Genomic DNA, 20,054 nt, shown 5'->3' with positions numbered 1-20,054 from the left:
GGAAGGGGGCCTTGACCCCCACTTGACACCCATTCTAGGGGTTTCAAGTGCCGGGCTGATGCATTTTGGCTAGGCGGGCCATTGAGCGGCGTCAGCGGGGGAGAAAGCCTCGTGAAAGGACCGCTTCCCGCCTATTTGAGCCCGATTCCTACAAGAAAGGTCTCGGACGACTTGTCCCGAGACGCCTTGGGCTTCACGGGCTTGACCGTGCGGAAGGTTTCCTTGAACAGCTTCACCAGCTGGCTGTAGCCGCTGCCGTGGAACAGCTTGGCCACCAGGGCCCCGTCGGGCTTGAGGTGCGAACGCGAAAACTCCACGGCCAGCTCGACGAGGTGGGCGATGCGCGCGGCATCCGCCGACTCGATGCCCGACAGGTTGGGCGCCATGTCCGAGATCACGACGTCGACGGGCTTGCCGCCCACCAGCGCGTCCAGCTTGGCCAGCATCTCCGGCTCGCGGAAATCGCCCTGCAGGAAGGTGACGCCCTCCACCGGCTCCATGGGCAGGATGTCCAGCGCGACGATGCGCCCGTTCAGCTCGCCGGCGGCCGCGCCCTGGGGCGACAGCTTGCGGCGCACGTACTGGCTCCACGCGCCCGGGGCCGAGCCCAGGTCGACGACCAAGTCGCCCGGCTTGATCAGCTTGAGCGCCTCGTCGATCTCCTTGAGTTTGTAGGCGGCGCGCGCGCGGTAGCCGTCCTTCTGCGCCAGCTTCACATAGGGGTCGTTCACGTGGTCGTTCAACCACGCCTTGTTGACCTTCTTGCTCTTGGTTTTGACTTTCATGCAAACCCGATAATACGGAGATGTCCCGAATCGAGCTCTCCATCCAGGACCGCAAGGTCCACCGCGCCGACGCGCATCACCTCGACCCGGTCGTCATGGTCGGCAACGACGGGCTGACACCGGCGGTCAAGAAGGAGATCGACGCGGCGCTCAAGGCCCACGGCCTGGTCAAGGTGCGCGTGCAAGGCGACGACCGCCTGGAGCGCGAGCGCATGTACGGCGAGATCGCCGACGACCTGCGCGCCGCGCAGATCCAGCACATCGGCAAGCTCCTGGTGTTCTGGCGCCCCAAGCCGAAGAAGGAGCGCGAAGCCGACGAGGACCGCAAGCCGGGCCCGAAAGAGTACAAGGTGCTCAAGTACAGCTCGCGCGGCGGCCAGCGCCCCGAGGTGAAGCACGTGCGCGTCCTGGGTAATCAGCGCCTCACGCCCGGCGGCAAGGTCAAGAAGGCCAAGCCCAAGCAGAAGTCGGTCAAGCGGACCGCGCGCTGAGCTTCCAGAAGACCGCGGCCGCGCACACCCACTGCAGGCCATAGGCGGCGGTTCCCGCCGTGTGCCAGAACGCCAGGTCCTGCCGCGCCACGATGCGCGGCGCGATGGCGAATTCGCCCAGGATCGCGAGCAGCAGGCCTACCAGCACGAAGCCGATGGCGCCGCGGGCCCAGTCCATGCTGGCCGTGCCTTCGTCGCCGCGCGCGCCCATGAGGACCACCAGGCCGCAGGCGATCGAAGTCCAGGCCTGGCCGGTGAACAGGCGCGCCGCGGCCTGGCCCGCCGTCGCGGCCGGGAAGTGCGAGAAGAGGATGGGGACGGCGATGAACCCGACGGCGGTGAGGCTGCCCCACCACAGCGCCGCCGCGAGCAGCGGGACGCGTGCTTTCCAGTGCATCAGAGGTAGTGCACGGCCACGATCTCGTAGCGCTTGACGCCGCCGGGCGTCTGCACCTCGGCGGTGTCGCCCTCCTCCTTGCCGATCAGCGCGCGCGCGATCGGGCTGGAGACGTTGATCAGGCCGTGCTTCAGGTCGGCTTCGTCCTCGCCGACGATCTGGTACTTGACCTGCTCGCCGCTGGCTTCTTCCTCGAGTTCCACGGTGGCGCCGAACACCACCTTGCCGTGGGCGTCCAGCGTCGAAGGGTCGATGACCTGCGCGGCGGCCAGCTTGCCTTCCAGCTCGCGGATGCGGCCTTCGATGAAGGCCTGGCGGTCCTTGGCGGCGTCGTACTCGGCGTTCTCGGAGAGGTCGCCGTGCGAGCGCGCCTCGGCGATCGCGTTGATGACGGCGCGGCGGTCCACCGTCTTGAGGCGATGAAGCTCGGCCTTCAGCATTTCGGCGCCGCGCTTGGTGATCGGTATGGTGGCCATCTTGCTGTTCCGGGGGTTCTCAAAAGAAACGCCGGACTGTCTCGTCCGGCGTCTGTCGTTCCTGGGGCGGGCGCCTAGGTGATCGGGTGCCCGGCCAGCCGGCCAAGGATGGCCAGCGGGCTCGCATCCGGATTGTATTGCTTGCCGACCGGCAGGTGGAACGTCTGCTCCATCATGTACTGCCCCGACATGGCCGCATGCACCGTCTGGTCGGAAAAGCAGACCCAGGCCGAACCGGGCGGAAACTCGAACCTCAGCTGGGGGCAATCGCGCTGGTAGGCCTCGTCGGCCTTCATCCGGTCGTGGATCTGCAGCATCAGGTGGTCGTACTCGCTGCGCAGGGATTTCGTCACGCCCAGGGTGTTGAGCGCCTTCGCCTGCCAGGCCGAATAAGGCTTGGCGCGGGGGACGAACTGCCGTGCCACGTCGCCGAACGGCTCACCCACCCGCCACACCCGCGCCTCGCCGTGCGGGTTGATGTTGGCAAACACGCGCAGGATGCGCTCGCCGCGGTTGGGGCGCGAAGGGAAGGCATCGACGTGCAGCCGCCGGTCGTCGGCGCGCACGGACTGCTGGCGGTTGGAAACTGAAGTCGGGCGCAGGCTCGTCGGGGCCGGCCGCAGGTGCTGCGCATATGCGGGGAACAGGGCATTCACCAGCGCCGTCGCCTGCGCCGCAAAGCGCGAGACGAGCGCCGTGACCTGCTCTTGCACCGGGCCCTCGCCCGCGGCGCCCTTGAGCCCGCGCTGCGCGTCCCAGCTGATGTTGCGCACGCCCGGGGCCAGCAAGTCAGGCTTGAGCAAGGCCGTTTCCCCGCCCGACAGCGCGAACGCCAGCTGCGGGAAGTACAGGACCTTGCCGTCCTCGACGGCGGCGATCCAGGCCGGATCGCTGCCGGGCGCGTGCCAGTCGCGCGCGCCGATCTCGACGATCCGGTCCCGCATGCGCCTCAAGCGAGCTGCGCGTGCAGCTCCTGCACGGAGTACACCTCCAGGTCGTCGACGTACTTCATGCCTTCGACGGCCGCCTCGGCGCCGGCGATCGTCGTGAACGTCGTCACGCGCGCCTGCAAGGCCGACGTGCGGATCGCCCGCGAGTCGGCGATGGCATTGCGGCGCTCCTCCACGGTGTTGATCACCATGCAGATCTCGCCGTTCTTGATCATGTCGACCACGTGCGGCCGCCCTTCGGCCACCTTGTTGACGGACTCGCAGGGGATGCCGGCGGCGTTGATGGCGACCGCGGTGCCCTTGGTGCCGGCGATCTCGAAGCCCTGCGCGTGCAACTGGCGCGCGATCTCGATCGCGCGCGGCTTGTCGCCGTCCTTCACGGTAAGGAAGACCTTCTTCACCGGGTCCGCGCTGCGCGGCAGCTTGGTGCCCGCGCCGAGCTGGCTCTTGATGAAGGCCTCGCCGAAGCTCTTGCCCACGCCCATCACCTCGCCCGTGGACTTCATCTCCGGGCCCAGGATGGTGTCCACGCCCGGGAACTTGACGAAGGGGAACACGGCCTCCTTCACGCTGAAGTAAGGCGGCGTGACTTCCTCGCGGATGCCCTGCTGCTCCAGCGTCTGGCCGACCATGCAGCGCGCCGCGACCTTCGCCAGCTGGATGCCGGTGGCCTTGCTGACGAAGGGCACCGTGCGCGAGGCGCGCGGATTCACTTCCAGCACGTAGATGACGTCCTTGCCGTCCTGCTCCTGGATGGCGAACTGCACGTTCATGAGGCCGACGACGTTCAGCGCCTTGGCCATCGCCGCGGTCTGCTTCTTCAGCTCGTCGATGGTCGCCTTCGCCAGCGAATACGGCGGCAGCGAGCACGCGGAATCGCCCGAGTGCACGCCGGCCTGCTCGATGTGCTCCATCACGCCGCCGATGAAGGTGCGCTGGCCGTCGGACAGGCAGTCCACGTCGCACTCGATCGCGTCGTTGAGGAAGCGGTCCAGCAGCACGGGCGAATCGTTGGAGACCTTCACGGCCTCGCGCATGTAGCGCTCCAGGTCGCGCTGCTCGTGCACGATTTCCATCGCCCGGCCCCCCAGCACGTAGCTGGGACGCACCACGAGCGGATAGCCCAGCGCCGCGGCCTTCTCCAGCGCCTCGGCTTCCGTGCGCGCGGTGGCATTGGGCGGCTGCTTCAGGTTCAACTGGTGCAGCAGCTTCTGGAAGCGTTCGCGGTCTTCCGCGGCGTCGATCATGTCGGGCGAGGTGCCGATGATGGGGACGCCTTCCTTTTCCAGGCCCAGCGCGAGCTTCAGCGGCGTCTGGCCGCCGTACTGCACGATCACGCCCAGCGGCTTTTCCTTGTCGACGATTTCCAGCACGTCCTCGAGCGTGAGCGGCTCGAAGTACAGGCGGTCGCTGGTGTCGTAGTCGGTCGACACGGTCTCCGGGTTGCAGTTGACCATGATGGTCTCGTACCCGTCCTCGCGCATGGCGAGGGCCGCGTGCACGCAGCAGTAGTCGAACTCGATGCCCTGGCCGATGCGGTTGGGCCCGCCGCCGAGCACCATGATCTTCTTCTTGTCCGTGGGTTCGGCCTCGCACTCGTCCTCGTAGGTCGAGTACATATAGGCCGTGTTGGTCGCGAACTCCGCGGCGCAGGTGTCCACGCGCTTGTAGACGGGACGGATGCCCAGCGCGCGGCGCTTGTCGCGCACCACCTTGTCGGTGGTGTGGAGCAGCTTGGCGAGGCGCCGGTCGGAGAAGCCCTTGCGCTTGAGCATGCGCAGCGTGGCCGCGTCGACCTTGTCGAACTGCGTCTTCTCCAGCTCCAGCTCGATCTGCACGATCTCCTCGATCTGCACCAGGAACCACTTGTCGATCTTCGTCAGGTCGTGGACCTCGTCGAGCGACCAGCCCGACGCGAACGCGTCACCCACGTACCAGATGCGCTCGGGGCCGGGCTCGCCCAGCTCCTTCTTGAGCACCTCGCGGTCCTTGGTCTTCTCGTTCATGCCGTCCACGCCGACCTCGAGGCCGCGCAGGGCTTTCTGGAACGACTCCTGGAAGGTGCGGCCGATGGCCATCACCTCGCCCACCGACTTCATCTGCGTCGTCAGGCGCGAATCGGCCATGGGGAACTTCTCGAAGGCGAAGCGCGGCACCTTGGTGACGACGTAGTCGATCGTCGGCTCGAAGCTCGCGGGCGTGGCGCCGCCGGTGATCTCGTTGCGCAGCTCGTCGAGCGTGTAGCCCACGGCCAGCTTGGCGGCAACCTTGGCGATCGGGAAGCCCGTGGCCTTGGAGGCCAGCGCCGACGACCGCGACACGCGCGGGTTCATCTCGATCACGATCATGCGCCCGTCCTTCGGGTTGATCGCGAACTGCACGTTCGAGCCGCCGGTGTCCACGCCGATCTCGCGCAGCACCGCGATCGACGCGTCGCGCATGATCTGGTATTCCTTGTCCGTGAGCGTCTGCGCCGGCGCGACGGTGATGGAGTCGCCGGTGTGCACGCCCATCGGGTCCAGGTTCTCGATGGAGCAGACGATGATGCAGTTGTCCGCCTTGTCGCGGACCACTTCCATCTCGTATTCCTTCCAGCCGAGCAGCGACTCCTCGATCAGCAGCTCGCTCGTGGGCGACGCTTCCAGGCCGCGCTTGCAGATCGCCTCGAACTCCTCGGGGTTGTAGGCGATCCCGCCGCCCGTGCCGCCCAGCGTGAAGCTGGGGCGGATCACCACCGGGAAGCCGACGGTCTTCTGCACGGCCCACGCCTCGTCCAGCGAATGCGCGATGCCCGAGCGCGCCGAGCCCAGGCCGATCTTCGTCATCGCTTCCTTGAACTTCAGGCGGTCCTCGGCCTTGTCGATCGCCTGCGGCGTGGCGCCGATCAGTTCGACCTTGTGCTTGTCCAGCACGCCGTTGTGCCACAGGTCCAACGCGCAATTGAGCGCCGTCTGGCCGCCCATGGTGGGCAGGATCGCGTCGGGCTTTTCCTTGGCGATGATCTTCTCGACCGTCTTCCAGGTGATCGGCTCGATGTAGGTGACGTCGGCCGTGGCCGGGTCCGTCATGATCGTCGCGGGGTTGCTGTTGATCAGGATGACCTTGTAGCCCTCCTCGCGCAGGGCCTTGCAGGCCTGCACGCCGGAGTAGTCGAACTCGCAGGCCTGGCCGATGATGATCGGGCCGGCGCCGATGATGAGGACGCTCTTGATGTCGTTGCGCTTCGGCATGCTTACTTCTTCTCCATCAACCCGACGAAGCGGTCGAACAGGTAGCCAATGTCGTGCGGGCCGGGGCTGGCCTCCGGGTGACCCTGGAAGCAGAACGCGGGCTTGTCGGTGCGGGCCAGGCCCTGCAGCGTGCCGTCGAAGAGGCTCACGTGCGTCGCGCGCAGGTTCGCAGGCAGCGTCTTCTCGTCCACCGCGAAGCCGTGGTTCTGGCTGGTGATGGACACGCGGCCGGAATCGAGGTCCTTCACCGGGTGGTTCGCGCCGTGGTGGCCGAACTTCATCTTGAAGGTCTTCGCGCCCGAGGCGAGCGCCATGATCTGGTGGCCCAGGCAGATGCCGAAGGTCGGGTAGCCGGCCTCGATCAGCTCGCGCGAGGCTTCGATCGCGTAGTCGCAGGGCTCCGGGTCGCCGGGGCCGTTGGAGAGGAACACGCCGTCGGGCTTGAGCTTCTTCACCTCCGACGCGGGCGTCTGCGCCGGCACCACGGTGACCTCGCAGCCGCGCTCGGTCAGCATGCGCAGGATGTTCTTCTTGACGCCGTAGTCGAACGCCACGACGTGGTGCTTGCCGCTCTCGCGCCTGGCGAAGCCGGCGCCCAGGCGCCATTCGCCTTCGACCCACTCGTACGGCTGTTTGACCGAGACTTCCTTCGCGAGGTCCAGGCCCGCCATGCTCGGCGCGGAGCGCGCGAGGCCGATGGCCTTGTCCGTGATCGCCGGTGTCACCTGCTCGCCCGCCGCGAGCGCGACGATCGCGCCGTTCTGCGCGCCCTTGGAGCGCAGGATGCGCGTGAGCTTGCGCGTGTCCAGGTCGGCGATCGCCACCGTCTCCTGCGCGCGCAGGTAGTCCTGCAGCGTCTGCTGGGTGCGGAAGTTCGAGGCCAGCAGCGGCAGGTCGCGGATGATCAGGCCGGCCGCGTAGACCTTCGTGGCCTCGACGTCTTCTTCGTTGACGCCGTAGTTGCCGATGTGGGGATACGTCAGGGTGACGATCTGGCGGGCATAGCTCGGGTCCGTCAGGATTTCCTGGTAGCCGGTGATCGCCGTATTGAAGACGACCTCGCCGGTGGTGGAGCCTGTGGCCCCGATGGAAATGCCCTGGAAGACCGTGCCGTCCGCGAGCGCCAGGATGGCCGCCGGATGGGCTCCCTGTTTAGACAAAAGCACTGGGTTCTCCGATGTTCGGGTACGCCCAACCGCGCTCAAGAGTTCACCTCTTGGTGCTTTTTTGTCTGGGAGGGGGCTTGGAGGCGCTAGGCGTACGGGGATTGCGGGAAAGCCCCTGATTATAAATCGAAGGGCCTTATCCCCTGCCCGCCGTGGCGCTGGCGTGGAGGCAGATGGCGGCCGCCGCCGCCACGTTCAGCGACTCCTCCCCGCCCGGCTGGGCGATCCGCACCGAAAGCTTCGCCCGCCAGGCCAGGTTGTCGTCCACGCCCTGCCCTTCGTGGCCCAGCAGCCAGGCGCACGGCCAGGGCAGCTGCGCTTCCTGCAGCAGCTGCCCCTCGTGCGAGCTGGTCGTGATGAGCGCCACCTGCAGCGTGTCGAGCTCGTGCGTCTCCACGGCCTCGACGAGCGACAGCGCGAAATGCGCGCCCATGCCGGCGCGCAGCACCTTGGCGCTCCACAGCGCCGCCGTGCCCTTCATGGCGATCACCTGCGTGAAGCCGAAGGCCGCCGCGCTGCGCAGGATCGAGCCGACGTTGCCCGGGTCCTGCAGGCGGTCGAGGACCACGCTGGGGGCCTGCGGGTCGATCGGGGGGCGCTGCGGCGCCTCGATGACGAAGCCGACGTGGCCCGGCGACTCCAGAGAGCTCACGGTGGCGAAGAGCGCGTCGGGAAGGATCACGTCGCGCTCGGCCTCGCCGCTGAAGCGGAACGACTGCTCGTCCCACAGCGACTGCGGGAAGACGGCCAGTTGCGGCCTGACGCCGCGCTTGAGCGCCGCCCCGCACAGGTGGTCGCCTTCGAGCCAGATGCGCCCGAGCTTGCGGTAGGCCGTGCTTTCCTGCGCGAGCTGGCGCAGGTCCTTGACCAGCGGGTTCGCCGCCGAGGTGATGAGTTGCGGCCCCGCGCTCACCGCGCCTCGCGCAGCGGGATGTCCTGCGCCTCGGGCGGTGGGAGGTCCTGCGCGCCGCGCAGCTCGATGACTTCGCCTTCGGGCGTGCGGAACGTGGCGGCGACCGGGCTGAAACCCTTGCGGTGGTGCTTGCATGCGCCGTGCGCGCGCAGGGCTTCGAGGTGCTCGGGCGTGCTGTAGCCCTTGTGGGCCGCGAAGCCGTACTGCGGGAACTCGTCGTGCAATTGCGTGAGGATGCGGTCGCGGTGGACCTTGGCGATGATCGAAGCGGCCGAGATCGACTGGATCTTGGCGTCGCCGTCGACGATGGCCTCGCAGTACACCTCCAGGCGCGGCAGGCGGTTGCCGTCGACCAGCACGCGCGCCGGCTTCAGGCGCAGGCCTTCCACGGCACGCTTCATCGCCAGCATGGTCGCGTGGAAGATGTTCAGCTGGTCGATCTCCTCGACCGACGCCTCGCCCACCGAGCAGCACAGGGCCTTGTCGCGGATCTGGTCGTAGAGCCGGTCGCGCGCCAGGGCGGTGAGGATTTTCGAATCGGCGAGGCCGCGGATGCGCCTGGCGTCGTCCAGGATCACGGCGGCGGCCACCACGGGGCCCGCCAGCGGGCCGCGCCCGGCCTCGTCGACGCCCGCGGTCAGGCCCACCGGTTCCCAGCCCGCGAGGCGGGCCTGTTCACCCCTGGAGAGTCTTTTCGATGGCATCGGTGGCTAGCGTGGCGGTGTCGCGGGCGAGCAGTTCGTGCAAGGCGCTGAAACGCTCCCGCACCGCCGCCATTCTGTCAGGAGCTTCCAGCCAATCCAAGAGCGCGCGAGCGAGCGACTCGGGATTGACTTGCGACTGGATCAACTCCGGAACCACCGTTTCGCCGCACAGGATGTTCGGCAACCCGATCCACGGCTGCAGGGCTTTCGGCTTCATCAGGCGATAAGTGATCCAGTGGAGGCGGTAGGCGATCACCATCGGCAGCTTGAAGAGCGCGGCCTCCAGCGTGGCCGTGCCGCTGGCGATCAGCGTCAGGTCGGCGGCGGCCAGCGCCTCGTGCGAACGCCCGTCGAGGATGTGGATGTCCTGGTGCAGCCCGGCGAGCCGCGCGGCATGTTCGATGCGGGCTTTCAGCGAGGGAATGGCCGGCACGACGATGTGCATGCCCGGCCGGGCGCGTTGCACCCTGGCCGCAGCCGCGAGAAATGGTTCCGCGTGGTAATCGATCTCGGAGGCGCGGCTGCCCGGCAGCACCGCCAGCACTTCGGCGCCCGCGGGGATGCCCACCTGCGCCCGCGCCGCGGCCTTGTCGGCCTCCTTCGGGATGACGTTGGCGAGCGGGTGGCCGACGTAGGTCGCCGGGACGCCTTCGCGCGCGAGGATTTCCGGCTCGAAGGGGAACAGGCACAGCACGTGGCCGGCCGCACGCTTGAGCTGGTGGATGCGCTGGGGCCGCCACGCCCAGATCGAGGGGCAGACGAAGTGCACGGTGCGGATGCCGCGCGCCTTCAGCGTTTCCTCGAGCCCGAGGTTGAAGTCCGGCGCATCGACGCCGATGAAGCAGTCGGGCGGGTCGGCCAGGAGCCGCTCGCGCAGCGCGTTGCGGATCCCGACGATCTCGCGGTAGTGCCGGAGCACCTCGACGTAGCCGCGCACCGCGAGCTTCTCGTGCGGCCACCAGGGCTGGAAGCCGTGCCGCTGCATCTGCGGGCCGCCGATGCCGTCGGTCTGCAACGCCGGCCAGCGCCGGGTCAATCCTTCGAGGAGCAGGCCTGCGAGAAGGTCGCCGGATGCTTCGCCGGCCACCATCGAGAAGCGCATGGCGACCTCAGCGTGCGATGCCGCGCTCGGCCTGCGCGAGGAAGGCGGACATCAGCTGCACGTCCGCCGCGGCCTCCGGCGTCTCGCGCGCCAGCTGCGCGATCGCGGCCTTCGCGTCCTCGAGCGTGCGGCCTTCGCGGTACAGCAGCTTGTGCATCTTGCGCACGGCGGCGATGCGCGCGTCGCTGAAGTCGCGGCGCTTCAGCCCCGTGACGTTCACGCCGCGCACGGCAAGCGGATTGCCGTCCACGAGCATGAACGGCGGCACGTCCTGCGACACGGCGCTCTGGAAGCCGAGCATTGCGTGCGCGCCCACCTTCACGAACTGGTGGATGCCGCACAGCCCGCCGACCGTCACCCAGTCGCCGATCTCCACGTGCCCGCCCAGCGTCGTGTTGTTGGCCATGGTCGTGTTGTTGCCCACCACGCAGTCGTGCGCGACGTGGGTGTAGGCCATGATCCAGTTGTCGTTGCCGATGCGGGTGACGGCCTTGTCCTGCACCGTGCCAATGTGGAAGGTGACGAACTCGCGGACGGTGTTGCGGTCGCCGACCACGAGCTCGCAGGGCTCGCCCTTGTACTTCTTGTCCTGGTTGGCGGCGCCTATGGAGCCGAACTGGAAGAAGCGGTTGTCGCGTCCGATGGTGGTGTGGCCCTCGATGACGCAGTGCGGGCCGATCACGGTGCCTGCGCCGATCTTCACGTGCGGGCCGATCACCGTGTAGGGGCCGACCGTGACGCTGGAGTCGAGCTCGGCGCCCTTTTCGATCACCGCCGTGGGATGGACCGCTGTCATGCCACCTTGCGCATGGTGCACATCAGGTCGGCCTCGCAGGCCAGGTCCTCGCCCACGCGCGCCTGCGCCTTGAACTTGTAGATGCCGGCCTTGGCGCGGTCGGTGAAGATGTCCATCACCAGCTGGTCGCCCGGCTCCACCGGCCGCTTGAAGCGCGCCCCGTCGATGCCCGCGAAATAGAACACCGAGTTGTCGTCGAGCTTCTCGATGCCAACGGTGGCGAAAGCCAGCAGCGCGGCGCTTTGCGCCATGGCCTCGATCATCAGCACGCCCGGCATCACCGGGCGGTTGGGGAAATGGCCGTTGAAGAACTGCTCGTTGATCGTGACGTTCTTCAGCGTGCGGATGGTCTTGCCCGGCTCGAGCGCCAGCACCCGGTCCACCAGCAGGATCGGGTAGCGGTGCGGCAGTTTCTTCAGGATGCCGTGGATGTCCAGGACGGGGGCGCTCAAGTCTTCTTCTCCAATGCCTTCACGCGGTCGCGCAGCCCCGAGAGCTGGCGCAGCGCCGCGGCGTTCTTCAACCAGTTCGCATTGTCGTCGATGGGGAACGCGCCGGCGTAATGCCCCGGTTTCTGGATGGAGCCCGACACCAGCGAGAAGCCGGCCACCGTGACGTGGTCGCAGATGGTCAGGTGCCCGGCGATGCCGACGCCGCCGCCGATCATGCAGTGCGCGCCGATGCGCGAGCTGCCCGAGATGCCGACGCAGCCGGCGACGACGGTGTGCTTGCCGATGCGCACGTTGTGGCCCACCTGGATCAGGTTGTCCAGCTTGACGCCGTCCTCGATCACGGTGTCCGCCAGCGCGCCGCGGTCGATGCAGGTGTTGGCGCCGATTTCGACGTCGTTGCCGATGACGACGGCGCCGAGCTGTTCGATCTTGACCCACTCGCCGCCGTGCGGCGCGAAGCCGAAGCCGTCGGCGCCGATCACCACGCCGGGGTGGACGATGCAGCGATCGCCGATCGTGCAGCGCTCGCCCACGTGGATGCGCGAGTGCAGGAGCGTGCCCGCGCCGATGCGCGCGCCCCGCTCGACCACGCACAGGGGGCCGATGCGCGCCGTGGGGTCGATGACCGCATCGGGGTGCACGACGGCGCTGGGATGCACGGGCGGGGCGTCGCCCGGCGACTCGTGCTTCTTCCACCACTGCGTCAGCCGCGCGAAGTACAGGTACGGGTCGTCCGTGACGATGCAGTCGCCGCGCGCCACGGCGGCTTCTCGCACCGCGGCGCCCACGATCACGCAGCCCGCCTTGGAGGCGAACAGCTGCTGCTGGTACTTGGGGTTGGACAGGAAGCTGATCGCTTCCGGGCCGGCCGACTCGAGCGGCGCGATTTCGGCGATGGGACGTGCGGCGTCGCCGTGCAGTTCGCCGCCCAGCGCCTGGACGATGGAGCCTAGGCGGTGCGCCACGGACGCGCCTGCTGGCGGCTAGCGCGCCGCGTTGAGCGCGCGAATCACCTTGTCGGTGATGTCGTGCTTCGGGTTGACGTAGACGGCCTCCTGCAGGATCACGTCGTACTTCTCCTGCTCCGCGACCTGCTTGACCACGCGATTGGCGCGGTCCAGCACCTGCTGCAGCTCCTCGTTCTTGCGCGAGTTGAGGTCCTCCTGGAACTCGCGGCGCTTGCGCTGGAAGTCGCGGTCCATGTCGATGAGCTGGCGCTGGCGCTGCTGGCGCTGGCTCTCGGACAGGGTGGGCGCCTCGCGCTCGAACTTGTCCGAGGCCGACTTCAGCGAATTGCCGAGGTCGTTGAGTTCCTTCTCGCGCTTGGAGAACTCCTGCTCCAGCTTCGACTGCGCGGAGCGCGCCGTGTTGGCCTCGCGCATGATGCGGTCGGTGTTGACGAAACCGACGCGGAAGTCATCGGCCCAGGCCGGGGCATGCGCGAGCGTGGCCGACGCGAAGAGGACGGCGGTCGTGCAGGCGCGGGCGAGGTACTTCATCAGAAGGACGTTCCGATCTGGAATTGCAGGGACTGTAGTTTATCTCCCGCGAACTTGCGCACCGGCTTGGACCAGGCCAGGCGCAGCGGGCCCATCGGCGAGACCCACGACAGGCCGAAGCCAACGGAGGCGCGCATGTCCTTGAAGGACATCTTCTCCTCCTCGCCCCACACGTTGCCCGCGTCGGCGAAGGCGAAGACGCGAAGCGAGCGGTCGTTGCCGGCGCCCGGCAGCGGCGTGAGCACCTCGGTGCTGAAGTTGAGCTTCTTGGTGCCGCCGGCGATGAAGCCCGTGATGTCGCGGGGGCCGAGCGTGCTCTGCTCGAAGCCGCGCACCGACCCCAGGCCGCCGCCGTAGAAGTTCTTGAACACCGGGAAGGGATGGTTCTGCAGGCCCTTGCCGTAGCCGATCTCGCCGCTGGCGGCCAGCGTGAACGCCTTGGTCAGCGGGAAGAAGTGCTGGTGCTGGTAGTCCAGGCGGAAGTAGTGCGCGTCGCCGATCAGGCCCACTTCGCCCGAGGCGCGCTGGTAGCGGCCCTTGGTCGGCGAGACGGCGCTGTCGCGCGTGTCGCGGCCCCAGCCCACCGTGAACGGCACGTTGGTGGTGGTGTAGCCGAAGCGCTCGGCGTACGCCAGGTACACGGCCGGGATGTTGGTGCCGGGGACGATCTTCACGCGCTCGACGTTCGTGCCGAAGTACACGGTGTCGGACTCGGTGAACGGCACGCCGAAGCGCAGGCCGCCGCCTGTGGTCTCGAGCCGGTAGTTGCCGCCCTGGTTCTCGTAGGGACGCGAGGAGCGGTGGTACAGGTCGATCGCGCGCGACACGCCGTCGGGCGTGAAGTACGGGTTGAGCGACTGCAGCGCGATGACGCGGTTGTACTTGCTGGTGTTGACGTCCACGCCCAGGTAGTGGCCGGTGCCGAACGCGTTTTCCTGCTTGATGGAGAACGACAGCGTGAGCTTCTCGGCCTGCGAGAAGCCGGCGCCCAGCTGCAGGCTGCCCGTCGGCTTTTCCTGCACCGTGAAGTTGAGGTCCACCTGGTCCGGCGCGCCGGGCACGTCGGTGGTCTCGATGTTCACTTCCTTGAAGTAGCCCAGGCGGTCGACGCGGTCGCGCGACAGCTTGATCTTGTCGGCGTCGTACCAGGACGATTCGAACTGGCGGAACTCGCGGCGGATGACTTCGTCGCGCGTGCGGTTGTTGCCCGAGATGTTCACGCGGCGCACGTAGGCGCGGCGCGACGGGTCGGCCACCAGCACGAAGGCCACGCGGTTGGTGGCGCGGTCGACCTCGGGACGCGCTTCGACGCTGGCGAAGGCGTAGCCGAAGTTGCCGAAGTAGTCGGTGAAGGCCTTGGTGGTCGCGGTCACCTGGTCGGCGTTGTAGGGCTCTCCCGGCTTGATCGTGATGAGCGACTTGAACTCGTCTTCCTTGCCGAGGTAGTTGCCCTCCAGCTTGACGCTGGAGACGACGTAGCGCTGGCCCTCGGTCACGTTCACGGTGATCGAGATGTCCTGCTTGTTCGGCGAGATGGCGACCTGCGTGGAATCGATGCGGAACTCGAGGTAGCCGCGCGACAGGTAGTAGGACTTGAGCGTCTCCAGGTCCGCGTTGAGCTTGGTGCGCGAGTAGCGGTTGGACTTGGTGTAGAACGACAGCCAGTTGCCCTCGTCCAGGTCGAACAGGCCCTTGAGCGTGCGTTCGCTGAAGGCGCTGTTGCCCACGATGCGGATCTCGCGGATCTTGGCGGGCTCGCCTTCGGTCACCGTGAACGTGAGGTTCACGCGGTTGCGCTCGATGGGCGTGGCGGTGGTGACCACCTGCGCGCCGTACAGGCTCTTGTCGATGTACTGGCGCTTGAGTTCCTGCTCGGCGCGGTCGGCCAGGCCCTGGTCGAAGGGGCGGCCCTCGGTCAGGCCCACGTCGCGCAAGGCCTTGCGCAGGCTGTCCTTGTCGAACTCGCGGATGCCGGTGAAGTCGATGTCGTTGATCGTGGGCCGCTCCTCGACCACCACCACGACGACGTCGCCGGTGACTTCGATGCGCACGTCCTTGAACAGGCCCAGCGCGAAGAGCGCGCGGATCGCCGCGGAGCCCTTCTCGTCGTTGTACTGGTCGCCGATGCGGAACGGCAGCGACGCAAAGATGGTGCCGGGCTCGACGCGCTGCAGGCCCTCGACGCGGATGTCGCGCACGCTGAAGGGGTCGACGGCCCAGGCGTTCGCGGCGAAAGCGATGGCCACGAGGGCCGAGACGGAACGCACGCGAAAGCGCTTGATGTGTTTCTTCATTGAATCAGGGTTCGCCCGCATCGCTCATGGCGATGCTTTCTTCGGCACTTCAGGGTTCATCCAAAGAGGCGCGTGACGTCGTTGAACAGCGCGATCGACATCATCAGCAGCAGCACCGCGACCCCGCCACGCTGCAGGCGCTCCATCCACGTGTCGGAGATGCTCCGGCCCGTGACGGCCTCCCAAAGATAATACATCAGGTGCCCCCCGTCCAAGACGGGCAGAGGCAGCAGGTTCAGCACGCCGAGGCTCACCGAAATCAGGGCGAGGAAGGTGATGTACTGGATCAGGCCGAGGCTCGCGGTCTTGCCCGCGTACTCGGCAATCGTGATGGGCCCCGAGAGGTTCTTGTACGAGGCCTGGCCGATCACCATCTTGCCCAGCATGCGCAGGCTGAAGGCGGCCATCTCCCAGGTGCGCTCCACGGCCCGGGTGACGCCTTCGATGGGCCCGTACTGCACGCGCACCATCTCCGGCATGCCGCCGCCCACGCGGGCGTTGATGCGGCCGAAGGAGCCGCTGGCGTCCTTCTCCACGACCGGCGTCACCGCGATGTCCTGCGTGCGGCCGTCGCGCTCGACGGTCCAGGACTGGGTCTTCGCGGTGCCGCTGCGGCCCGACGCGCGGATCGCATCGAACAACTGCACGCCGTCGGCAATGCGCACGCCGTCGATGGCCAGCACCTTGTCGCCGGACTTCAGGCCTGCGCGCTCGGCAGCGCCGCCCGGCAGCACTTCCGCGATGCCTGCCTTGGTAAAGGGCGAAACGACCCCGATGGTTTTGGCCAGCTGGGGGTCGCTGCCGCGCGCATGCAGCTCGCCCAGCGGCAGCGCGGCACTGCGGCCGCCCGCGACGTGGACCGTGACGTCCTTGTCCACGAACGCGGCCTTGGTGAGCAGCCACACGAGCTCGTCGAAGGAACGCACCTTGCGCTCGTCCTCGCCGGCGAAGGTCACGCCTTCGATGAAGTCGCCGCTGCGCAGGCCCGCGCGCTCGGCCATGGAGCCGGCAACGGGGGTCGCGATGACGGCCTTGGCCTCCTGCACGCCCCACCAATTCACGCAGGCATAGAGCACCACGGCCAGCAGCAGGTTGGCGATGGGCCCCGCGGCGACGATCATCGTGCGCGAACTCAAGGGCTGCGTGTTGAAGGCCAGGTGGCGCTCCTCGGGCGGCACGGGCCCTTCGCGCTCGTCGAGCATCTTCACGTAGCCGCCCAGCGGGAACGCGCCGATCACGAATTCGGTGTCCTGGCCCGGGCGCTGCTTCTTCGGCTTGTAGCGGAACAGGGTCTTGCCGAACCCGACCGAGAAGCGCAGCACCTTGACGCCGCAGGCCACGGCCACGCGGTAGTGGCCCCATTCGTGCACCGCGATCAGCACGCCGAGCGCGACGACGAAAGCGACGAAGTAAAGCATCGGGCCCCTTTCAGGCTTGGAGCCGGGCTACCTGGGCGGTGGCGGCGGCGCGGGCGCGCGCGTCCAGGTCCAGCAGGTCGTCCAGCGTTGCGGGGTTGGATGCCGCAACCGCCGACAAAGTTGCAAGGTTCACCGCATGGATGCCGTCGAAGCGGATGCGGCGCGCCAGGAAGGCCTCCACCGCCACCTCGTTCGCGGCATTCAGCACAGCCGTGGTGCCCGCCGGCGCGCGAAGCGCCTGCCAGGCGAGCGCCAGGCCCGGGAAGCGCTCGGGGTGCCCGCGGCTGTCCATGGCCTCGAATGTCATGTCCGCGAGCTTGTGGAAATCGAGCGCCTGCGCGCCGGACTCGACGCGGTCGGGCCATGCCAGGCCGTAGGCGATGGGCACGCGCATGTCCGGCGTGCCCAGTTGCGCGACCACGGACTTGTCGTGGTACTGGACCATGGAGTGGATGACGCTTTGCGGGTGGATCACCACCTCCAGCCGTTCGGGCGCGAGGCCGAACAGGTAGCGCGCCTCGATCACCTCCAGCGCCTTGTTCATCATCGTCGCGGAATCGACCGAGATCTTGCGGCCCATCACCCAGTTGGGGTGCGCGACCGCCTCTTCCGGCGTGACGTCGCGCAGGCTCTTCGGGTCGCGCGTGCGGAACGGCCCGCCCGAAGCGGTGAGGATGATCTTCTCGACGCGCGCGGGCCACGTCGACGGGTCTTCGGGCAGCGACTGGAAGATCGCCGAATGCTCGCTGTCGATGGGCAGCAGCTGCGCCCCGCCCTTCTCCACCGCGGCCAGGAACAGCTCGCCGCCCACGACCAGCGCCTCCTTGTTGGCCAGCAGCAGGCGCTTGCCGGCGCGCGCAGCGGCCAGGCACGACGCGAGGCCCGCTGCGCCGACGATGGCGGCCATCACGGTGTCGACCTGCTCGTGCGACGCCACGTCCTCGAGCGCCCTGGCGCCCCACAGCACTTTCGTCGGCCAGCCGCGGCCCTCGATCTTGCGCGCGAGCTCGCGGCCTGCGGCCTCGTTCGCCATCACGGCCAGCTGCGGCTGGAAGGCCGCGCACTGCTCGAGCAGGGTGTCGACCTGGGTCGCCGCCGTCAACGCGAAGACCTCGAAACGGGCGGGATGGCGGCGGATCACGTCCAGCGTGTTCGCGCCGATGGAGCCGGTCGAGCCGAGGACGGCGACGCGCTGGCGCTTCATCCGACGATTCCCGCGATGAACATCGCCAGCGGCAGCGTGGGCAGCAACGCGTCGACACGGTCGAGCACGCCGCCGTGGCCGGGCAGCAGGTTGCTGGAGTCCTTCATGCCGGCGCTGCGCTTGACGAGCGACTCCGTCAGGTCGCCGACGACGCTCATCGCAGTGAGGAAGACCGCGGCGATCGCGAACAGCCACCAGCCGACCGTGGCGAGGCGCGTGTACAGGCTGGGCACCGCGGCGTCGAGCGAACGGTCGGCCAGCACCCAGCACACCCCCAGCACCAGCACACCCAGCGTGCCGCCCCACGCGCCTTCCCAGCTCTTGCCGGGGCTGATCGCGGGCGCGAGCTTGTTCTTCGTGAACTTCAGGCCGAAGGTGCGTCCGGCGGCATAGGCCGCGATGTCGGCCACCCACACCAGCACCAGCACCGACAGCAGGAAATTGATGCCGATGAAGCGCGCTTGCGCCGCCGCAAGCCACGCGACCCACAGGGCCAGCACGCCCAGCACCAGCCGCAGCGCACGCGGGATGCGCGGCCAGCCCGCCACGCCCATGCGCAGCAGCAGCGCCCCACCGATCACCCACAGCGCGCCGGCGATGGCCCACAGCAGGCCGAGGGGCTTTTCGATCAGGCCCGCCATCCACGACGCACCGCACAGCACCAGGCAGATCACGCCCACCGCCACCGATGCACCCATGGTCAAGCCATTGAGGCGGCCCCATTCCCAGGCGCCCCCCGCCAGCAGCACGAGGACGACGGCCGCGAAGGGATACGGCGACGGCCAGAACAGCGCCGGCAGCAGGATCGCCAGCATGACGAGCGCGGTGATGATGCGCGTTTTCAGCATCACGCCACCTTCTGGGCCACTTGCTCCGAGGTCTTGCCGAAACGCCGCTCGCGCGACGCGTAGTCCGCGAAGGCGGCGTCGAGCGCGGCGGCATCGAAATCGGGCCAGAGCTTGTCGCTGAAATACAGCTCCGAGTACGCGGCCTGCCAGAGCAGGAAGTTGGAGATGCGCTGCTCCCCGCCGGTGCGGATGATCAGGTCGGGGTCGGGCACATGCGCGAGCGCCATGGCTTCGGCCATGCTCGCCTCGGTGATCGGCTCGCCCCGCGCCGCCAGGCGTGCTGCGGCCTGGGCGATGTCCCAGCGGCCGCCGTAGTTGAAGCAGACGTTGAACGCCAACTTCGTGTTGCCCGCGGTCGCGGCCTCGGCCTTTTCGAGCCCGTCGCGCACCTTGTCGCTGAGCGCACTGCGCTCGCCGATGAAGTGCAGGCGCACGCCTTCGGCAGCCAGCTGCGGCACCTCGCGCGCGAGCGCGACGGCCAGCAGCTCCATCAGCGCCGAGACTTCGTCGGCGGGACGGTTCCAGTTTTCGGAAGAGAAGGCGAAGACGGTGAGCACCTTCACGCCGCGCTCGCCGCAATGCCTCACGCAGGCGCGCAGCGCATCCATGCCCTTCTTGTGGCCCGCGACCCGCGGCAGGAAGCGGCGCGTCGCCCAGCGGCCGTTGCCGTCCATGACGATCGCGACGTGATGCGGGGTGCGCTGATGCGTCATGTGAGTGGAGACCCGGCTCAGACGGCCATGATCTCCTGCTCCTTCTGGTGGATGAGCGCATCGATGTCGGCGATGTGCTTGTCGGTCACCTTCTGGATGTCGCCCTCGGAGCGCTTCACCTCGTCCTCGGAGATGTGCTTGTCCTTGGCCAGGCGCTTGGCGTGGTCGTTGGCGTCGCGGCGCAGGTTGCGGACGGCGATCTTGGCGTTCTCGCCTTCGTGGCGCACCAGCTTCGTCATCTCCTTGCGGCGCTCCTCGCTCATCGGCGGCATCGGCACGCGGATGAGGTCGCCCATCGCGGCGGGGTTCAGGCCCAGGTCGCTGTCGCGGATGGCCTTCTCGATCTTGGGGCCCATGCCCTTTTCCCAGGGCTGCACGGAGAGCGTGCGCGCATCGAGCACGGCCACGTTCGCGACCTGCGTGATCGGCACGTTGCTGCCGTAGTAATCGACGTGCACGGTGTCCAGGATGCCGGGATTGGCGCGCCCGGTGCGGATGTGCGAGAGGGTCGTCTTCAGCGCGGCGATGGTCTTGTCCATCTGCTCCTGCGCGTGTTTCTTGATCTCGGGGATGTTGGTCGCTGCCATGGGTTTGCTCTCCTCTTTTTCCTCTGCCC

General features: G+C 68.0%; 20 protein-coding genes. 1 reads left to right on the top strand and 19 read right to left on the bottom strand.

Annotated elements, in window-relative coordinates; genetic code table 11:
• Positions 1–131: 131 nt before the first annotated feature.
• Positions 132–785 carry an RlmE family RNA methyltransferase gene (locus WG903_RS11915; protein WP_340075556.1) on the bottom strand — a complete coding sequence of 218 codons (654 nt, stop codon included), beginning with the start codon at positions 783–785 and terminating at the stop codon, positions 132–134.
• A 20-nt stretch (positions 786–805) separates the two neighbouring features.
• On the opposite strand from WG903_RS11915, the gene WG903_RS11910 reads away from it, so the two are divergent.
• Positions 806–1,276 carry a YhbY family RNA-binding protein gene (locus WG903_RS11910; protein WP_340075554.1) on the top strand — a complete coding sequence of 157 codons (471 nt, stop codon included), beginning with the start codon at positions 806–808 and terminating at the stop codon, positions 1,274–1,276.
• Here WG903_RS11910 and WG903_RS11905 read toward each other — a convergent pair.
• The 18 genes from WG903_RS11905 to frr all read right to left on the bottom strand — a co-directional run bounded on the left by WG903_RS11905 (position 1,257) and on the right by frr (position 20,025).
• Positions 1,257–1,673, bottom strand: coding sequence for a DUF4149 domain-containing protein (locus tag WG903_RS11905; protein ID WP_340075552.1), 417 nt, complete (start codon positions 1,671–1,673; stop codon positions 1,257–1,259). The two genes, WG903_RS11910 and WG903_RS11905, sit on opposite strands and share 20 nt — an antisense overlap.
• A complete protein-coding gene (gene greA / locus WG903_RS11900; protein WP_340075550.1) occupies positions 1,673–2,149 on the bottom strand; it encodes a transcription elongation factor GreA in 477 nt (158 codons plus the stop codon). Before greA ends, WG903_RS11905 begins: the two co-directional genes overlap by 1 nt.
• Before the next feature lie 74 nt (positions 2,150–2,223).
• A complete protein-coding gene (locus WG903_RS11895; RefSeq protein WP_340075548.1) occupies positions 2,224–3,093 on the bottom strand; it encodes a Kdo hydroxylase family protein in 870 nt (289 codons plus the stop codon).
• A 5-nt stretch (positions 3,094–3,098) separates the two neighbouring features.
• Positions 3,099–6,329, bottom strand: coding sequence for a carbamoyl-phosphate synthase large subunit (gene carB, locus WG903_RS11890; RefSeq protein ID WP_340075546.1), 3,231 nt, complete (start codon positions 6,327–6,329; stop codon positions 3,099–3,101).
• A 2-nt stretch (positions 6,330–6,331) separates the two neighbouring features.
• A complete protein-coding gene (carA, locus tag WG903_RS11885; protein ID WP_340075544.1) occupies positions 6,332–7,495 on the bottom strand; it encodes a glutamine-hydrolyzing carbamoyl-phosphate synthase small subunit in 1,164 nt (387 codons plus the stop codon).
• Positions 7,496–7,631: 136 nt separating this feature from the next.
• On the bottom strand, positions 7,632–8,408 hold the full coding sequence (locus WG903_RS11880; RefSeq protein WP_340075542.1) for a TrmH family RNA methyltransferase: 777 nt from the start codon (positions 8,406–8,408) through the stop codon (positions 7,632–7,634).
• On the bottom strand, positions 8,405–9,112 hold the full coding sequence (gene rnhB, locus WG903_RS11875) for a ribonuclease HII (RefSeq protein WP_340075540.1): 708 nt from the start codon (positions 9,110–9,112) through the stop codon (positions 8,405–8,407). The genes WG903_RS11880 and rnhB overlap by 4 nt, the downstream gene beginning before the upstream one ends.
• Positions 9,084–10,214, bottom strand: a complete 1,131-nt coding sequence (gene lpxB / locus WG903_RS11870; RefSeq protein WP_340075538.1) for a lipid-A-disaccharide synthase — start codon at positions 10,212–10,214, stop codon at positions 9,084–9,086. The genes rnhB and lpxB overlap by 29 nt, the downstream gene beginning before the upstream one ends.
• Before the next feature lie 7 nt (positions 10,215–10,221).
• Complete coding sequence (gene lpxA / locus WG903_RS11865) at positions 10,222–11,010, bottom strand: acyl-ACP--UDP-N-acetylglucosamine O-acyltransferase (protein ID WP_340075536.1); 789 nt, start codon at positions 11,008–11,010, stop codon at positions 10,222–10,224.
• Positions 11,007–11,462, bottom strand: coding sequence for a 3-hydroxyacyl-ACP dehydratase FabZ (fabZ, locus tag WG903_RS11860; RefSeq protein ID WP_340075534.1), 456 nt, complete (start codon positions 11,460–11,462; stop codon positions 11,007–11,009). Before fabZ ends, lpxA begins: the two co-directional genes overlap by 4 nt.
• Positions 11,459–12,427, bottom strand: coding sequence for a UDP-3-O-(3-hydroxymyristoyl)glucosamine N-acyltransferase (lpxD, locus tag WG903_RS11855; protein WP_340075533.1), 969 nt, complete (start codon positions 12,425–12,427; stop codon positions 11,459–11,461). The genes fabZ and lpxD overlap by 4 nt, the downstream gene beginning before the upstream one ends.
• An 18-nt stretch (positions 12,428–12,445) precedes the next feature.
• Complete coding sequence (locus WG903_RS11850; protein WP_340075530.1) at positions 12,446–12,961, bottom strand: OmpH family outer membrane protein; 516 nt, start codon at positions 12,959–12,961, stop codon at positions 12,446–12,448.
• Positions 12,961–15,255 carry an outer membrane protein assembly factor BamA gene (bamA, locus tag WG903_RS11845; RefSeq protein WP_340075528.1) on the bottom strand — a complete coding sequence of 765 codons (2,295 nt, stop codon included), beginning with the start codon at positions 15,253–15,255 and terminating at the stop codon, positions 12,961–12,963. Before bamA ends, WG903_RS11850 begins: the two co-directional genes overlap by 1 nt.
• A gap of 56 nt (positions 15,256–15,311) precedes the next feature.
• Entirely contained in the window at positions 15,312–16,673 is a 1,362-nt protein-coding gene (gene rseP, locus WG903_RS11840) for an RIP metalloprotease RseP (RefSeq protein ID WP_340075526.1), read from the bottom strand.
• A gap of 10 nt (positions 16,674–16,683) precedes the next feature.
• A complete protein-coding gene (gene ispC, locus WG903_RS11835) occupies positions 16,684–17,877 on the bottom strand; it encodes a 1-deoxy-D-xylulose-5-phosphate reductoisomerase (RefSeq protein ID WP_340075524.1) in 1,194 nt (397 codons plus the stop codon).
• The gene (locus WG903_RS11830; RefSeq protein WP_340075522.1) at positions 17,874–18,725 is read right to left on the bottom strand and encodes a phosphatidate cytidylyltransferase; all 852 of its coding nucleotides are present in this window, start codon (positions 18,723–18,725) and stop codon (positions 17,874–17,876) included. Before WG903_RS11830 ends, ispC begins: the two co-directional genes overlap by 4 nt.
• Positions 18,725–19,438 (bottom strand): polyprenyl diphosphate synthase, encoded by a 714-nt coding sequence (gene uppS, locus WG903_RS11825; RefSeq protein WP_340075520.1) that lies wholly within the window; start codon positions 19,436–19,438, stop codon positions 18,725–18,727. The genes WG903_RS11830 and uppS overlap by 1 nt, the downstream gene beginning before the upstream one ends.
• A 17-nt stretch (positions 19,439–19,455) precedes the next feature.
• On the bottom strand, positions 19,456–20,025 hold the full coding sequence (frr, locus tag WG903_RS11820) for a ribosome recycling factor (RefSeq protein ID WP_340075518.1): 570 nt from the start codon (positions 20,023–20,025) through the stop codon (positions 19,456–19,458).
• Positions 20,026–20,054: the final 29 nt, after the last annotated feature.

Origin of the sequence: Ramlibacter sp. PS4R-6 (genome assembly GCF_037572775.1) — a bacterium.
Taxonomy (GTDB): Bacteria; Pseudomonadota; Gammaproteobacteria; order Burkholderiales; family Burkholderiaceae_C; genus Ramlibacter.
Note: the sequence above shows the minus strand (reverse complement) of the source record. Positions and strands in the feature narration are given on the sequence as shown.

What these genes read in the sequence shown, in the direction of transcription:
- WG903_RS11915 (WP_340075556.1), bottom strand. Translation starts at nt 785, where the DNA reads ATGAAAGTCAAAACCAAGAGCAAGAAGGTCAACAAGGCGTGGTTGAAC.
- WG903_RS11910 (WP_340075554.1), top strand. Translation starts at nt 806, where the DNA reads ATGTCCCGAATCGAGCTCTCCATCCAGGACCGCAAGGTCCACCGCGCC.
- WG903_RS11905 (WP_340075552.1), bottom strand. Translation starts at nt 1,673, where the DNA reads ATGCACTGGAAAGCACGCGTCCCGCTGCTCGCGGCGGCGCTGTGGTGG.
- greA (WP_340075550.1), bottom strand. Translation starts at nt 2,149, where the DNA reads ATGGCCACCATACCGATCACCAAGCGCGGCGCCGAAATGCTGAAGGCC.
- WG903_RS11895 (WP_340075548.1), bottom strand. Translation starts at nt 3,093, where the DNA reads ATGCGGGACCGGATCGTCGAGATCGGCGCGCGCGACTGGCACGCGCCC.
- carB (WP_340075546.1), bottom strand. Translation starts at nt 6,329, where the DNA reads ATGCCGAAGCGCAACGACATCAAGAGCGTCCTCATCATCGGCGCCGGC.
- rnhB (WP_340075540.1), bottom strand. Translation starts at nt 9,112, where the DNA reads ATGCCATCGAAAAGACTCTCCAGGGGTGAACAGGCCCGCCTCGCGGGC.
- lpxB (WP_340075538.1), bottom strand. Translation starts at nt 10,214, where the DNA reads ATGCGCTTCTCGATGGTGGCCGGCGAAGCATCCGGCGACCTTCTCGCA.
- lpxA (WP_340075536.1), bottom strand. Translation starts at nt 11,010, where the DNA reads ATGACAGCGGTCCATCCCACGGCGGTGATCGAAAAGGGCGCCGAGCTC.
- WG903_RS11850 (WP_340075530.1), bottom strand. Translation starts at nt 12,961, where the DNA reads ATGAAGTACCTCGCCCGCGCCTGCACGACCGCCGTCCTCTTCGCGTCG.
- bamA (WP_340075528.1), bottom strand. Translation starts at nt 15,255, where the DNA reads ATGAAGAAACACATCAAGCGCTTTCGCGTGCGTTCCGTCTCGGCCCTC.
- rseP (WP_340075526.1), bottom strand. Translation starts at nt 16,673, where the DNA reads ATGCTTTACTTCGTCGCTTTCGTCGTCGCGCTCGGCGTGCTGATCGCG.
- ispC (WP_340075524.1), bottom strand. Translation starts at nt 17,877, where the DNA reads ATGAAGCGCCAGCGCGTCGCCGTCCTCGGCTCGACCGGCTCCATCGGC.
- WG903_RS11830 (WP_340075522.1), bottom strand. Translation starts at nt 18,725, where the DNA reads ATGCTGAAAACGCGCATCATCACCGCGCTCGTCATGCTGGCGATCCTG.
- uppS (WP_340075520.1), bottom strand. Translation starts at nt 19,438, where the DNA reads ATGACGCATCAGCGCACCCCGCATCACGTCGCGATCGTCATGGACGGC.
- frr (WP_340075518.1), bottom strand. Translation starts at nt 20,025, where the DNA reads ATGGCAGCGACCAACATCCCCGAGATCAAGAAACACGCGCAGGAGCAG.